This is a genomic window from Mycobacterium asiaticum (assembly GCF_001673635.1).
Lineage (GTDB): Bacteria > Actinomycetota > Actinomycetes > Mycobacteriales > Mycobacteriaceae > Mycobacterium > Mycobacterium asiaticum_C.
This window is the reverse complement of the sequence record NZ_LZMH01000051.1, coordinates 117,543-130,409: the sequence shown is the minus strand read 5'-3', so window position 1 is coordinate 130,409 and position 12,867 is coordinate 117,543. Positions and strand designations below refer to the sequence as shown.

Genomic DNA, 12,867 nt, shown 5'->3' with positions numbered 1-12,867 from the left:
GGCCTGGGCAACGCCGGGCACCACAACACCGGCAGCTTCAACGCGGGCAACACCAACAGCGGCGACTTCAACCCGGGCAACATCAACACCGGCTGGTTCAACACCGGAAACTCCAACACCGGCCTGCTCAACACCGGCAGCGTCAACACCGGTGCTCTCGTCTCCGGCAACTACGTCGACGGCCTGATCTGGCGAGGCAACTACCAAGGCCTGCCCGGGTTCTCGCTCGAATACACCTTCCCGGTCATCCCGGTGGTCGGCGCCGACATCGTCGGCGGCCTGGGACCCATCACCGTGATTCCGCCGATCCACATCCCGACCATTCCGTGGTACCTCGATGCGGCCGGCGCGATCGGCCCGGTCAACATTCCGTCCATCCCGATTCCGTCGATTCACGCGACCATTAACCCGGCCGTCAACATCAGCCCCATCAGCGTCGCCCCCATCACCATCACCGGACCGAACATCACCATCGACTACAGCACTGCGCCCAGTTTCTCGATCTCCGGCGGAAGTTCAAGTTTCGTTGTCGTCGCCAGTTACGGTTTTGTCCTTCCGGGACCGATCACGATCGAGGGCTCTCCGGCCGGTGTGAGAGTCGACAGCCCCGGCTTCAGGCTCGAGCCGATCCACACCCTGGGTGGGTCGCTGACCATCCCGGGATTCACGATCCCCACCGGTCCGATCAACATCGGGCTGCCGCTGTCACTGACCATCCCCGGTTTCAACACCCCGGCCGGCGGGATTCCGTCGCTGCCGCTGGGCTTCGGCCTCGAGAGCGGCACACCGTCCTTCGACCTCCCGACGGCCGTCATCGACCGGATCCTGTTCGATCTGCACGCGACCAGCACGCTGGGCCCGATCGACATTCCGCTCGCCGGATTCGGCGGCACCCCGGGACTCTTCAACACCAGCCTGCTGCCGTCGTCGGGCTTCTTCAACAGCGGCGGTGGCACCGTTTCCGGCTTCATGAACTTCGGCACTTCCGTGTCCGGCCTACTGAACTCGGTGTCGACCGCAGCGGCCGGGTCGCTGTCCGGCGTCGCCAACTTCGGCACCCAGCTATCGGGCATGCTGAGCCGCGGCACCGACATCGCCGGCCTTTACAACTTCAGCTCCTTGGACCTGTTTGCGTCGGCGGTGATCTCGGGCTTCAACAACATCGGCGAGAGGTTGTCGGGGTTCTTCTTCACCAACACAGGCCCGTAAACGTCGGCATGCCACACCATCCAGCCGCGACTCACTAATGTTTCAGCCGATCCCGGCCCCCCGGGCGGGGCCACGACCGGGCATCCGTCGCAATAGCGGCCCTTCATTCGTCGTCACTACAGGGACGAAAATCTATGGAAGTGAACGGGGGCCGAATATCCATGACCGACATCACCCGACTGCACAGCGAGCTCGTCGCTCGCGTGCTCCGCAGTGACGCATCGGCACCGCCCACGCTGCGCCGAGCCGCCTTCGACAATGCCGGACTGACCGAGCCGATGCGCACCTTGGTCGACAAGGTCGCCAACAGCTCCTACCAGGTCACTGACGAAGACGTAGCCGCGGTGCGCGCCGCAGGATTCAGTGAGGACCAGGTGTTCGAGATCGTGGTCTGCGCGGCCGTCGGCCAGGCCAACCGTCACTATCACGGCGCGCTGGACGCACTCGCCGAAGCCACCGGGGCAGACCGATGAGGCTGCAGGTCCTGGACCGGGGCCACCCGCCGCACATCAAGGCGCTGTTCGGGGTGATCCGGCTGGTGTCACGGCACCCGGTCGTCGATGCGGTGAAGTTGGCCTTCTACCGACGCGATTTCTACGGCGGTGGCGAACTCACCCACCAGGCCATGCGCGGCACTTCGGAATGGTCGGTCGGTGACCGCGAGCTGATGGCGGCCGTCGTCTCGCAAGCCAACGAATGCCCGTTCTGCGTCGCCGCGCACACCGCCACTTCCAGACAGTGGTATCAGGACGACGCGAAAGTCGCTGCCGTACTTGACGATTTGGATGGGGCGCCCATCGGCGCGCCGCTGCGGGAGACCCTTCGCCTGCTCGGCAAGCTCGCCCGGGAGCACCGTGTCGACGCCGACGATATCCGAGCCGTCCTCGACACGGGCGCTTCGCCCGAGCAGATCAAGGATGCGCTGGCCGTGTGCTTGGCCTTCGACGTCACCAACCGGCTGGCCAATGCCTTCGACTTCGCGATCGCCGAACCCGCCGCAATGGACGCCGGTGCGAGGCACCTGCTCAAACGCGGCTACCGATAAACCTCTAGGCCAAAGTGGCCCGCACGCACACCGTGATGTAAGGCAGCGCAAGACCATTGGCGTTCGCCAGAGCCGGATGGGTGGCCAGCAACTCACGCACCTTGTCCAGCGTCTTGGTGCGCACCTCGGTGGGCGAGGTGATGCAGTAGGTGCGTGAGGCCACCAGGTCGATAAGCGCCTGCGACGTCAGGTAATTCGTCCACTCGAGCTGGTGGCGTTCCACATTGGTGAACGGCTCGGGTAGCGTCACCCGGTTGCGGACCGGATCGTCGTCGCGGCCGATGATCTCGCCGAGCTCGCGCACCCAGCCGAGCCGTTCGTCGCGGGTGTTCCACACCAGACCCAGCCGGCCGCCCGGACGCAACACGCGGGCCACCTCCGGAATCGCGCGGGCCGGGTCCACCCAGTGCCACGCTTGGGCCACCAGCACCGCGTCAACGCTGTTGTCCTGCAACGGAATCTCTTCGGCGGTGCCGAGCAGCGCTCGCGTCTGCGGCAGCGATGCGGTGAGCACCTCGAGCATCTCGGGGACCGGGTCCACCGCGACCACGTCCAAGCCGCGCTCGACCAGTCGCGTCGTCAGCTTGCCGGTCCCTGCGCCGAGGTCGAGGACTTCCCGGGCACCCGACGGCAACAGCCAGTCGATCGCTTCCGGCGGATACGTCGGGCGGCCCCGCTCGTAGGCGGCCGCGGCCGCGCCGAAGGACAGGGAACGATCGCGCTGGGATCGGGTCACCTTTGCTGCCTCGCGCACGCGCTTTCGGCCAACTGCAGGGTCTCGCGGATCAACACACCCACCGCATCGGATTCGATCAGGAACCCGTCGTGGCCGCAGATGGACTTGACCACCCGCACCCCGCCGCAACCGGGCAACAGCTCGGCCAGCTCGTCCTGCAGACGCAGCGGGTAGAGCCGGTCGGAGGTGATACCGCCGACCACGGTCGGGACCGGGCACCGGGTCAGCGCCGCGTGTACACCGCCGCGCCCGCGCCCGACGTCGTGGCTGTTGAGCGCCTCGGTCAGGGTGACGTAACTGCCCGCGTCGAAGCGCGAAAGCAGCTTGTCGCCCTGGTGCTCCAGATAGCTCTGCACGGCGTAGCGGCCGCCGACCGCCGGATCCTCGCCCGACTGCGCCTCGTTGGCGAACCGGCGGTCCAGCTCGACCTCGCCGCGGTAGGTCAGGTGCGCGATGCGGCGCGCGATTTTCAGGCCGTCGTCGGGAGCCTGACCGGTCTCGTAGTAGTCGCCGCCCTGCCAGTTGGGGTCGGCTTTGATCGCCGCGATCTGCGTGGTCTGCGTGCCGAGCTGGTCGCCGGTGGAGCGGGCCCCCACCGCCAGGAGCAGGCCGGCCCGCACCCGGTCGGGGTGGCCGACAATCCACTCGAGCGCGCGCGCACCGCCCATGGACCCGCCAACGACGGCGGCCACCTGAGTTATTCCCAGCGCGGCCAGCGCGGCGATGTCCGCCTCGACCTGGTCGCGGATGGTGATCCGCGGAAACCTTGAGCCATACGGTTTTCCGTCCCGGGCCAGCGAGCTCGGCCCGGTGGAGCCGCGGCAGCCGCCGAGCGAGTTGGTGGCCACCGCGCACCAGCGGTTGGTGTCGATCGGTGCGCCCGGTCCGGCCACCCCGTCCCACCAGCCGGGCGTGGGATGTCCCGGTCCGGCGGGCCCGGTGATGTGCGAGTCACCCGTGAGCGCATGGAGCACCATCACCACGTTGTCACGCGTCGGCGACAACTCGCCCCACCGCTGGACCGCGATGTGGACATCGTCGATGACGGCACCGCTTTCCAGCCGCAGCGCACCGATGTCGACGACGCCGACCTCGCCTTCGGCGGGCAGCGCTTGTGTGGGCACGTCGGAGATCGTCACGTCCGGCGTCCTCAGAACGCCGCCACGGCCTGCGGGTCGGTCCCGGCCACCGACGAGCTGATCGCCCCGGCCGCGGCGAAACCGAGCTCCAGGTCGGCCAGGATGTCGTCGATGTTCTCCAGGCCGACGGCCAGGCGCACCAGGCCCGGGGTGACACCGCTGGCAAGTTGCTCGGCGGCGCTGAGTTGGGCGTGAGTGGTCGAGGCCGGGTGGATGACCAGCGAACGCACATCCCCGATGTTGGCGACGTGGCTGTGCAGCTGCAGGGCGTCGACGAACGCCTTGCCGGCGTCCACGCCGCCCGCGAGCTCGAACGCCAGCACCGCGCCCGCGCCCTTGGGCGCCAATTTCTTGGCCAGCTGATGCCAGGGGGAGCTGGGCAAGCCGGCGTAGTTGACCGACAACACGTCCTCGCGGGCCTCGAGGAACTCGGCGACCCGCTGCGCGTTAGCGACGTGGCGCTCCACTCGCAGGCTCAGCGTTTCCAGGCCCTGGGCCACCAGGAACGCGTTGAACGGCGACGCCGCCGAGCCGAGGTCGCGCAGCAATTGCACGCGCGCCTTGAGCGCGAACGCGGGCGGCCCCAGCTCGGCGAACACCACGCCGTGGTAGCTGGGGTCTGGTGTGGTGAAGCCGGGGAAGCGACCGTTGGTCCAGTCGAAGGTGCCGCCGTCGACGATGACACCTGCGATGGCCGAGCCGTGCCCGCCCAGGTATTTGGTGGCCGAGTGCACGACGATGTCGGCGCCCTGGGCCAGCGGCTGGATCAGATAGGGCGTGGCAATGGTGTTGTCCACGATCAGCGGCACCCCGTTGCGGTGGGCCACCTCGGAGACGGCGGGCGTGTCCAGCACGTCGATCTGCGGGTTGGAGATGGTCTCGGCGAAGAACGCCTTGGTGTTGGGTCGCACCGCTGCCTGCCAGGAATCCAGGTCGTCGGGGTCCTCGACGAAGCTGACCTCGATGCCCAGCTTCGGCAGCGAGTAGTGGAACAGGTTGTAGGTACCGCCGTACAGCCTTGGGCTGGACACGATGTGATCGCCGGCGGCGGCCAGGTTCAGGATGGCGTAGGTCTCGGCGGCCTGTCCGGAGGACAGGAACAACGCGGCCACACCGCCCTCGAGTGCGGCGATGCGCTGCTCGACGACGTCGGTGGTCGGGTTGCCGATGCGGGTGTAGATGTTGCCGGGCTCCGCGAGGCCGAACAGCGCGGCGGCGTGCGCGACGTTGTCGAAGGTGTACGACGTGGTCTGGTAGATCGGCAGCGCCCGCGCGTTGGTGGTCGGGTCCGGTCGCTGCCCGGCGTGAATCTGCTTGGTTTCGAAGGACCAATTCGCGGTCGGGTCGGTGTTCTCGGAGCTCACTCTGGTCGCTTTCTGCTGGGGAGATGGCGGTTAGGCGAAGAGAGGCACAGCTTGCAGAGCCGAGTGGGTTTCAGAAGTGCACATCACGTTTCCCTGTCAGCTCAGGGGCCCGGTTGACGGCGGACCCGCGCTTGCCGCGTAGCCGGTGCGGCTACTCAACCTGGTCATCACCCGGGGCACCCCACCGCGGTTGGAGGGTTGCCGGCCAGCAAGCCGGGGCTTGACGCTGGCGCTCATGACCGATTTGCAGACTATCGTATGGCGGCTGATCCCCGCCAACTCCTAGCTGGCGGGCGGCTCGGCCACCTGCTTGCCAGGGTTCGCGCCCACACACTCGTCCAGGAAATCCAGGATCACCTCTGTGACCCGCCCCGGTGCCTCGAACATCGGCACATGGCCGACGTTGTCCAGCTTGGTGAACCGGTGGTCCTCGGGCAGCTCAGTGCGGAAATGCTTGCTGAACCGGGGGGAAGGGACGACCCGGTCCTTCTCGCAGACGACCAGATGGGCGGGCACGGAGTTCTCGGCGAGCTGCTGCAGCCCGGGCATCAGCAGCGCCTTGACCAGCAGCTGGAAATAGGCCGGGCAGTGCGCGACGTCATCGACGATGACGCTGAGTTCGCGCTCGCTGACCCCGTGGGGGCTGGCGCTGATCGCGTAGGTGGCCAGGTGGCGGCTGAACGGTATCTGCAGTACCCGCGGCCCGAACAGCCAGGCGAGTATCAGCATCGGAATGCCCAGGATGAACTTGCCGATCACCTCGAACTTGGCCGGGCTCCACCGGGTCCAGCCGCCGGCCGGGGCGATGCCCAGCACGCTGCGCGCGCGCCCGCGGCGTTCCAGCTCGAACGCCACCCAGCCGCCGAGCGAGTTGCCGACGATGTGCGCGGTCTCCCAGCCGAGTTCGTCCATCTGGCGCTCGACGTGGTCGGCCAGGACCTCAGAGGACAGGAAGTAAGTGCCGGCGCGCGGACCGCCGTTGTGGCCCGCCATCGTCGGCGCGAACACCTCGTAGCGGCCGGTTTCCGCCAGTTGCTGCGCAACCACCTCCCACACGGTCTGCGACATCAAGAACGGGTGCAGCAGCAGCACCGGCTCGCCCGAACCCAAGTGGATGGGCTTGCGGGTGGCGGCGCCCGATGAAGGCTTTCGCAGGCTTCGCATAAATTCGACAGTAAATGCGGTACCGCTGGTACCGCAACCGAGCCTGCGGCTGGCATCACGCTCGCGCGGTCGGGGCCCCGTGAAAAGATCGGGAGCATCATGAGCACCCCTACCGGATCCCGCCGGATTTTCTCCGGTGTGCAGCCCACTTCTGACTCGCTACACCTCGGCAACGCCCTCGGCGCGGTTGCCCAGTGGGTCGGGCTGCAGGACGAGCATGACGCGTTCTTCTGCGTGGTGGACCTGCACGCCATCACCATCCCGCAGGATCCGGACGCGCTGCGGCGCCGCACGCTGATCACCGCCGCGCAATACCTGGCGCTCGGCATAGACCCCGACAAGGCCACCATCTTCGTGCAGAGCCACGTGCCCGCCCACAGTCAACTGGCGTGGGTGCTGGGCTGCTTCACCGGGTTCGGCCAGGCCTCCCGGATGACGCAGTTCAAGGACAAGTCGACGCGCCAGGGCACCGACTCGACCACCGTCGGACTGTTCACCTATCCGGTGCTGCAAGCGGCCGACGTGCTGGCCTACGACACCGACCTGGTTCCGGTGGGCGAGGACCAGCGCCAGCACCTGGAACTCGCCCGCGACATCGCCCAGCGTTTCAACAGCCGCTTCCCGGACACCTTCGTCGTCCCCGACGTGTTGATCCCCAAGGTCACCGCCAAGATCTACGACCTGCAGGACCCGACGTCGAAGATGAGCAAGTCGGCGTCCACCGACGCCGGGCTGATCAGCCTGCTGGACGATCCGGCCAAATCCGCCAAGAAGATCCGCTCCGCGGTCACCGACAGCGAACGCGAAATCCGGTACGACCCGGAGGCCAAAGCCGGCGTCTCGAACCTGCTGAGCATCCAGTCGGCGGTCACCGGCGTCGGCATCGACACCCTGGTCGACGGGTACGCCGGGCGCGGCTACGGCGATCTGAAGAAGGACACCGCCGAAGCGGTCGTTGAATATGTCCGGCCGATCAAGGCGCGGGTCGACGAGCTGACCGCCGACCTAGGCGAGCTGGAGGCCGTGCTGGCGGCCGGGGCGCAGCGCGCCAACGAGATCGCCAGCAAAACCGTGCAGCGGGTCTACGATCGGTTAGGTTTCCTTCCGCTTAAGGAATAAGTTGACCGCGAATCACCAGCCCGTGCCGGCCACCCCGGGAGTCCTGGACCGGCTGCGGGCCCGGGCTGACTGGTTCGATCACGCGGTGCGCGCCTTCCTGCATTTCCGGGATTGCAATGGCAATCTCTTCGCGGCCGGGCTCACGTACTACACGCTGATCGCGCTGTTCCCGTTGCTGATGATCTGTTTCGCGCTGGGCGGTTTCGCGCTGTCACGACATCCGGGCCTGGTCGACACCATCGACGACCGCGCCCGGTCGTGGGTGTCGCCGGAGCTGGGGCAGCAGCTGGTGGGCCTGATGAACTCGGCGATCGCGGCGCACACCTCCGTCGGCGTGATCGGACTGCTTTTCGCGGCCTGGGTGGGCCAGACGTGGATGTATCGGCTGCGCGAAGCGCTCGGCAGGATCTGGGGGCACCCGGTGGCCTCGGTGGGCCTGGTCCGCACGATGCTGTCCGATGTGGCCGCCGTGGTGGCGACGTTCGGGGTAATCCTGGCCACCATGACACTCTCGGCGCTGGGGCATCGGGAGCCGATGGAAGCAGCGCTCAAACTGCTTGGCCTTCCGGAACTTTCGGTCTTCCACTGGTTGCTGCGGGCACTTTCGGTGCTGATCTCTTTCCTGGTTTCGTGGCTGGTCTTCACCTGGGTGATCGTCCGGCTGCCGCGGGAGTCGGTGGGTGTCGCCACGTCGATGCGGGCCGGCCTGATCGCGGCCGTCGGGTTCGAGTTGTTCAAACTGCTGGGTTCGCTGTATCTGCGAGTGGTGTTGCGCAGCGTGGCCGGTGCGACTTTCGGGCCGCTGTTCGGCCTGCTGGTGTTCGCCTATGTCACCTGGGTGCTGGTGCTGTTCAGTACCGCCTGGGCCGCGACGGCGGGCGCCTCATGACCCATGCCGAGACGGACGTCGACACCGCCACCGACGCTGCCACCCCGGGGTTCCTGCAACGCCTGCGTGCCCGGCACGGCTGGCTCGACCACGCGGTCAAGGCCTACCAGCGCTTCAGCAAGCAGAAGGGCACCTTCTTCGCGGCCGGGCTCACCTACTACACGATCTTCGCGTTATTTCCTTTGCTGATGGTCGGTTTCGCGGTCGCCGGTTACACCTTGTCGCGCCGGCCGCAGCTGTTGAGCACGCTGGAGGCGCGCATCCGCACGGCGGTGTCCGGGGAGCTGGGCCAACAGCTTGTCGATTTGATGAACTCGGCGATCGACGCGCGCGCCTCGGTCGGTGTCATCGGGTTGCTGACCGCGGCGTGGGCCGGCCTGGGCTGGATGTATCACCTGCGGGAAGCGTTGAGCGAGATGTGGTTACAGGTGGCCGACCCGGCGGGATTCGTGCGCACCAAGCTGTCCGACCTACTGGCCATGTTGGGTACGTTCGTGGTCATCTTGGTCACCATCGCGCTGAGTGCCCTCGGGCAGTCCGGCCCGATGGGGGCGTTGCTGAGATTGCTTCACATACCCGAGTTCTCGTTCTTCGACGAGATCTTCCGCGTCGTGTCGGTGCTGGTGTCGGTGCTGGTGTCGTGGCTGCTGTTCACCTGGATGATCGCCCGGTTGCCGCGCGAGCCGGGCAGCTTCGTCACCTCGATGCGCGCCGGCTTGATGGCGGCCGTCGGGTTCGAGGTGTTCAAGCAATTGGGTTCCATCTACCTGCAGACCGTGGTGCGCAGCCCCGCCGGTGCCACCTTCGGACCGGTGCTGGGCTTGATGGTCTTCGCGTTCGTCACCTGGTCGCTGCTGTTGTTCGCCACCGCCTGGGCGGCGACCGCCGCCGACGACGAGCGGGAGAGTCACGTGGACCCGCCCGCTCCGGCGATCATCCGACCGCGCATCCAGGTTCAGGAAGGCCCCAGCGCGCGCCAGACGCTGGCCGCGATGGCGGCGGGAGCCGTTGGCGCGCTGACCCTTTCACGGCTGACCCGGCGCCGCAACCGCTAGCTGACCAACTTCAGGCCGACGACGCAGCCGACGATCCCGGCGATCAACAGCATCTTGACCAGCGAAGCGGGTTCGTCACCGGTCACCATCGCGTAGCAGACCGTCAGCACCGCGCCGATGCCTACCCACACCGCGTAACTGGTGCCGGTGGGCAGGCTGCGCATCGCCACCGCGAGGCCGGTCATCGAGAACAGCAGGGCCACACCGAAGATCACCGAGGGACCCAGACGGGTGAAGCCGTCGGACCGGCTCAGGGCGGTCGCCCACACCGCCTCCAGGACTCCGGAAACCACCAGCACGAGCCAGGCCATCACCGCACCCCCGGAACGTGGCGCCACTGCCCGTTCGTCATCACACCCGTCACCCGCAGATCCTGATCCAGCACAACCAGATTGGCGGCGAATCCGGCCCGGATCGTGCCCACGCCGTCGAGTCCGAGCGCCCGGGCCGGGGTCGCGGAGGCGGTCTTGACCGCGGCGGCCAGGCCCGCTCCGCGCGCGACCGCGCGGAAGACCCGGTCCATGGTGGCGGTGCTGCCGGCGATGGTGGCCGTGCCGCGCACCCGGGCCACCCCCGAGGTGACGACCACCGGCACCGATCCCAGCCGGAACTCCCCGTCACCGCAACCTGCCGCGGCCGTCGCGTCGGTCACCACGGCGACCCGGTCAGCACCCACCGCGGCGATCACCCCCTGCACCATGTCCGGGTGGACGTGTACCCCGTCCGCGATCAATTCCACGGTCACGCGCGGATCGGCCAACAGCGCCAGCGCCGGCCCGGGCTCGCGATGGTTCAACGGCGGCATCGCGTTGAACAGATGGGTGCCGACGGTGGCGCCCGCGGCGATCGCGTGCCGGGTCTGTTCGTAGTCGGCGTCGGTATGGCCGACGGCGACGACGGCACCTGCGTCCAGGAACCGCGGGATCGCCTCGTCGCTGCCCGGCAGTTCCGGGGCCAGCGTGACCATCCGCACGGTGCCATCGGCGGCGGCCAGCACGGCGTCGATCTCTTCACGGTCCGGCGGCCGGATCTGGGCAGGATCGTGCGCGCCACAACGCCCCACGCTCAGCCACGGTCCCTCCAAGTGGATGCCGGCGATCAACCCGCTCCGGGTTGCATCGGCCAGCAGACCAACGGCGGCAATGAGTTTCGCGGGCGCCGCGGTGACCAGGCTGGCCAGCATCGTGGTGGTGCCGTGCCGCGCGTGGAACACAGCGGCCCGTTCCACCTCGCCGTCACTGAAGGAAGCGCCGCCACCGCCGTGCACATGCATGTCCACAAAGCCCGGAACCACAACGGAATCGGGCAGTTCGACGTCGGCCGATGCGGTCGGCGTCCCGGAACCGCAAGCGACGATCCGCGCGCCGTGCGTGTCCACCCACCCGGGGCGGCAGACCTCGCCGTCGACCACGACCGTGCCGGCGTGGATCAGGGTCATGGCCGGCTTCCGGTCTCGGCGTCCTCCGCTGGCCAGCGCCCGCCGTTCTCCCAGTAATGCCGGATGTCCTCGAGTTGGCGGCCTTTGGTTTCCGGCGCGAAGCGGTACACCACGCCGAACGCGATCACCGCGAAAGCTCCGAACACCGCGAAAACGCCTGCGCCGCCGAGCAACTGCAACAGGGTCAGGAAGAAGCCGGCGATGATCGCGTTGGCAATCAGGTTGGAAGTCAGCATCACGCTGGAGCCCACCGAACGCAGGTGGGACGGAAAGCTCTCCCCGGCGAACACCCACACCAGCGAGCCGAACCCGAAGCTGAACCCCACGATGAACAGCAGCACCCCGCCGAATCCGAGCAGCAGCGGGGCGCGAGATTCCTCGGCGAACACGGCGATCAGCACGGCGTCCGCGGCGATCATCATCGCGATGCCGGACAACAGAATCGGCCGCCGCCCCACCCGGTCCACCAGGAACAGCGATGTGCCCACCGCGGCCAGACCGGCAACCTGAACCAGCGCAGGCAGCGCCAGCAGTGCAAAATCGCCGTCGAAGCCCATCGCCTTGAAAAGCCTTGGGCTGTAATAGATGATCGCGTTGATACCAGTGATCTGGATGAGGAAGCCCAGCGCCACCACGAACAGGGTGGCGCGCAGATAAGGCCGCCGCAGCATCTCAGCGATCCCGCCGCCGGGGGTGCTCTGGTCTTCTTTCACCGCGGCGGCGATCTCGGCCAGCTCCGCATCCACTGCCGCCTCGGGTTCGATGCGCAACAACGCCCGGCGCGCGTCGTCAACGCGCCCCTTGAGCAGATACCAGCGTGCGGTGTCAGGCATGCGTAACAGCAGCGGCAGCAACAGCGTCGCCGGCACGGCGGCCAGTCCCAGCATCCACCGCCAGCCCTGTGACCCGGCCAGCAGGTAGCCGACGACATAGCCCAGAATGATGCCGCTGACGGTGGCCAGCTGGTAGGCGGCCAGCAGCGAACCTCGCACCGCGGCAGGCGCCGATTCGGCCACGTACACGGGGACCACCACCACCGACACCCCGATCGTCACGCCCAGCAGCAGCCGCGCCGCCAGCAGCATCGGCACCGAAACCGACATCGCGCCCAACAAAGCGAACAGCGCGTAGCCGAGCAGGATCAGCACCATCGACTTCTGTCGCCCGATCGCATTGGCCAGCACGCCGGCGCCCAGCGCTCCGCCGATCTGGCCGATCACCACCATGGTGGTGACGAGTTCCTTGTGGTCGTCGGTGAGGTGGAAGTCGCGCGAGATGACGTGCAGCGCGCCGGCGATGCTGGATAAGTCGTAGCCGTAGATTATTCCGACGCTGGCCGCGGTCAGGCCGACCAGCAAACCCCGACCGGTCAGGTTTTCACCTTCGCTTTGAGCACCTCGATGGCCTTGGCCGGGTGCTCGGGCGTGATGCAGGGCCGCACCCGCTTGCCCAGGTCGATGACCAGGAGGGTGCTTTTGCGGCCTCGGTGGATGTCCAGCGGGAACCAGTAGCGCGGATCACCGGCGCCCCAGATCCGGCCCTTGCCGCTGGCCCAGCCCATCTGCTCGCTTTTGATGCCCTTGATGTCGCTGTAGGCGACTCGTTTGGGGGTGGCAAACGGAAAGTAGTAGTGCCGAATGGTGATGCCTTCCTCATCCAGCGTGAGGTTGGCGTCCTCGTACAGGGCCGTCATGGCGCCTGAGTCTAGC

Annotated in this window: 14 protein-coding genes and 1 riboswitch; of the genes, 6 read left to right on the top strand and 8 right to left on the bottom strand. The window is 67.5% G+C overall.

From position 1 onward, the window contains the following. From A5645_RS14855 to A5645_RS14845, 3 genes are all read left to right on the top strand, one after another. The coding region (locus A5645_RS14855; protein ID WP_216638318.1) for a pentapeptide repeat-containing protein at positions 1–1,209 on the top strand (1,209 nt) is incomplete at its 5' end. Between the two features lie 161 nt (positions 1,210–1,370). Further along, entirely contained in the window at positions 1,371–1,682 is a 312-nt protein-coding gene (locus tag A5645_RS14850) for a carboxymuconolactone decarboxylase family protein (protein ID WP_065033741.1), read from the top strand. Then, complete coding sequence (locus A5645_RS14845; RefSeq protein WP_065033717.1) at positions 1,679–2,254, top strand: carboxymuconolactone decarboxylase family protein; 576 nt, start codon at positions 1,679–1,681, stop codon at positions 2,252–2,254. The genes A5645_RS14850 and A5645_RS14845 overlap by 4 nt, the downstream gene beginning before the upstream one ends. Before the next feature lie 4 nt (positions 2,255–2,258). Here A5645_RS14845 and A5645_RS14840 read toward each other — a convergent pair whose 3' ends face one another. The 4 genes from A5645_RS14840 to A5645_RS14825 form a co-directional block, all read right to left on the bottom strand. Further along, a complete protein-coding gene (locus A5645_RS14840) occupies positions 2,259–2,990 on the bottom strand; it encodes a class I SAM-dependent methyltransferase (protein WP_065130070.1) in 732 nt (243 codons plus the stop codon). Beyond that, a complete protein-coding gene (metX, locus tag A5645_RS14835) occupies positions 2,987–4,129 on the bottom strand; it encodes a homoserine O-acetyltransferase MetX (RefSeq protein WP_065033718.1) in 1,143 nt (380 codons plus the stop codon). The genes A5645_RS14840 and metX overlap by 4 nt, the downstream gene beginning before the upstream one ends. Positions 4,130–4,140: 11 nt before the next feature. Then, positions 4,141–5,493, bottom strand: a complete 1,353-nt coding sequence (locus A5645_RS14830) for a bifunctional o-acetylhomoserine/o-acetylserine sulfhydrylase (RefSeq protein WP_065130061.1) — start codon at positions 5,491–5,493, stop codon at positions 4,141–4,143. A gap of 122 nt (positions 5,494–5,615) precedes the next feature. After that, positions 5,616–5,734, bottom strand: a riboswitch (SAM riboswitch). Between the two features lie 41 nt (positions 5,735–5,775). Continuing rightward, positions 5,776–6,582 carry an alpha/beta fold hydrolase gene (locus A5645_RS14825; protein ID WP_065130069.1) on the bottom strand — a complete coding sequence of 269 codons (807 nt, stop codon included), beginning with the start codon at positions 6,580–6,582 and terminating at the stop codon, positions 5,776–5,778. A 174-nt stretch (positions 6,583–6,756) separates the two neighbouring features. Here A5645_RS14825 and trpS point away from each other — a divergent pair, with 174 nt between their 5' ends. Genes trpS through yhjD (A5645_RS14810) form a run of 3 tightly spaced genes read left to right on the top strand, consistent with a single transcriptional unit; the run spans position 6,757 to position 9,720 of the window. Next, positions 6,757–7,776, top strand: coding sequence for a tryptophan--tRNA ligase (trpS, locus tag A5645_RS14820; RefSeq protein ID WP_065130060.1), 1,020 nt, complete (start codon positions 6,757–6,759; stop codon positions 7,774–7,776). 1 nt (position 7,777) lies between these two features. Then, positions 7,778–8,665 carry an inner membrane protein YhjD gene (gene yhjD / locus A5645_RS14815; protein WP_253867005.1) on the top strand — a complete coding sequence of 296 codons (888 nt, stop codon included), beginning with the start codon at positions 7,778–7,780 and terminating at the stop codon, positions 8,663–8,665. After that, positions 8,662–9,720 (top strand): inner membrane protein YhjD, encoded by a 1,059-nt coding sequence (yhjD, locus tag A5645_RS14810; protein ID WP_065033721.1) that lies wholly within the window; start codon positions 8,662–8,664, stop codon positions 9,718–9,720. Before yhjD (A5645_RS14815) ends, yhjD (A5645_RS14810) begins: the two co-directional genes overlap by 4 nt. On the opposite strand, the gene A5645_RS14805 is transcribed toward yhjD (A5645_RS14810), so the two are convergent. Genes A5645_RS14805 through A5645_RS28750 form a run of 4 tightly spaced genes read right to left on the bottom strand, consistent with a single transcriptional unit; the run spans position 9,717 to position 12,851 of the window. After that, positions 9,717–10,031 (bottom strand): DMT family transporter, encoded by a 315-nt coding sequence (locus A5645_RS14805; RefSeq protein ID WP_065130067.1) that lies wholly within the window; start codon positions 10,029–10,031, stop codon positions 9,717–9,719. The genes yhjD (A5645_RS14810) and A5645_RS14805 overlap by 4 nt on opposite strands. Continuing rightward, positions 10,031–11,158: an N-acetylglucosamine-6-phosphate deacetylase gene (gene nagA, locus A5645_RS14800; protein WP_065130059.1), complete on the bottom strand. Its 1,128-nt coding sequence runs from the start codon at positions 11,156–11,158 to the stop codon at positions 10,031–10,033. The genes A5645_RS14805 and nagA overlap by 1 nt, the downstream gene beginning before the upstream one ends. After that, positions 11,155–12,531 carry a sugar porter family MFS transporter gene (locus tag A5645_RS14795; RefSeq protein ID WP_065130058.1) on the bottom strand — a complete coding sequence of 459 codons (1,377 nt, stop codon included), beginning with the start codon at positions 12,529–12,531 and terminating at the stop codon, positions 11,155–11,157. Before A5645_RS14795 ends, nagA begins: the two co-directional genes overlap by 4 nt. Next, positions 12,528–12,851, bottom strand: a complete 324-nt coding sequence (locus A5645_RS28750) for a hypothetical protein (protein ID WP_065130057.1) — start codon at positions 12,849–12,851, stop codon at positions 12,528–12,530. Before A5645_RS28750 ends, A5645_RS14795 begins: the two co-directional genes overlap by 4 nt. Between the last annotated feature and the right edge of the window lie 16 nt (positions 12,852–12,867).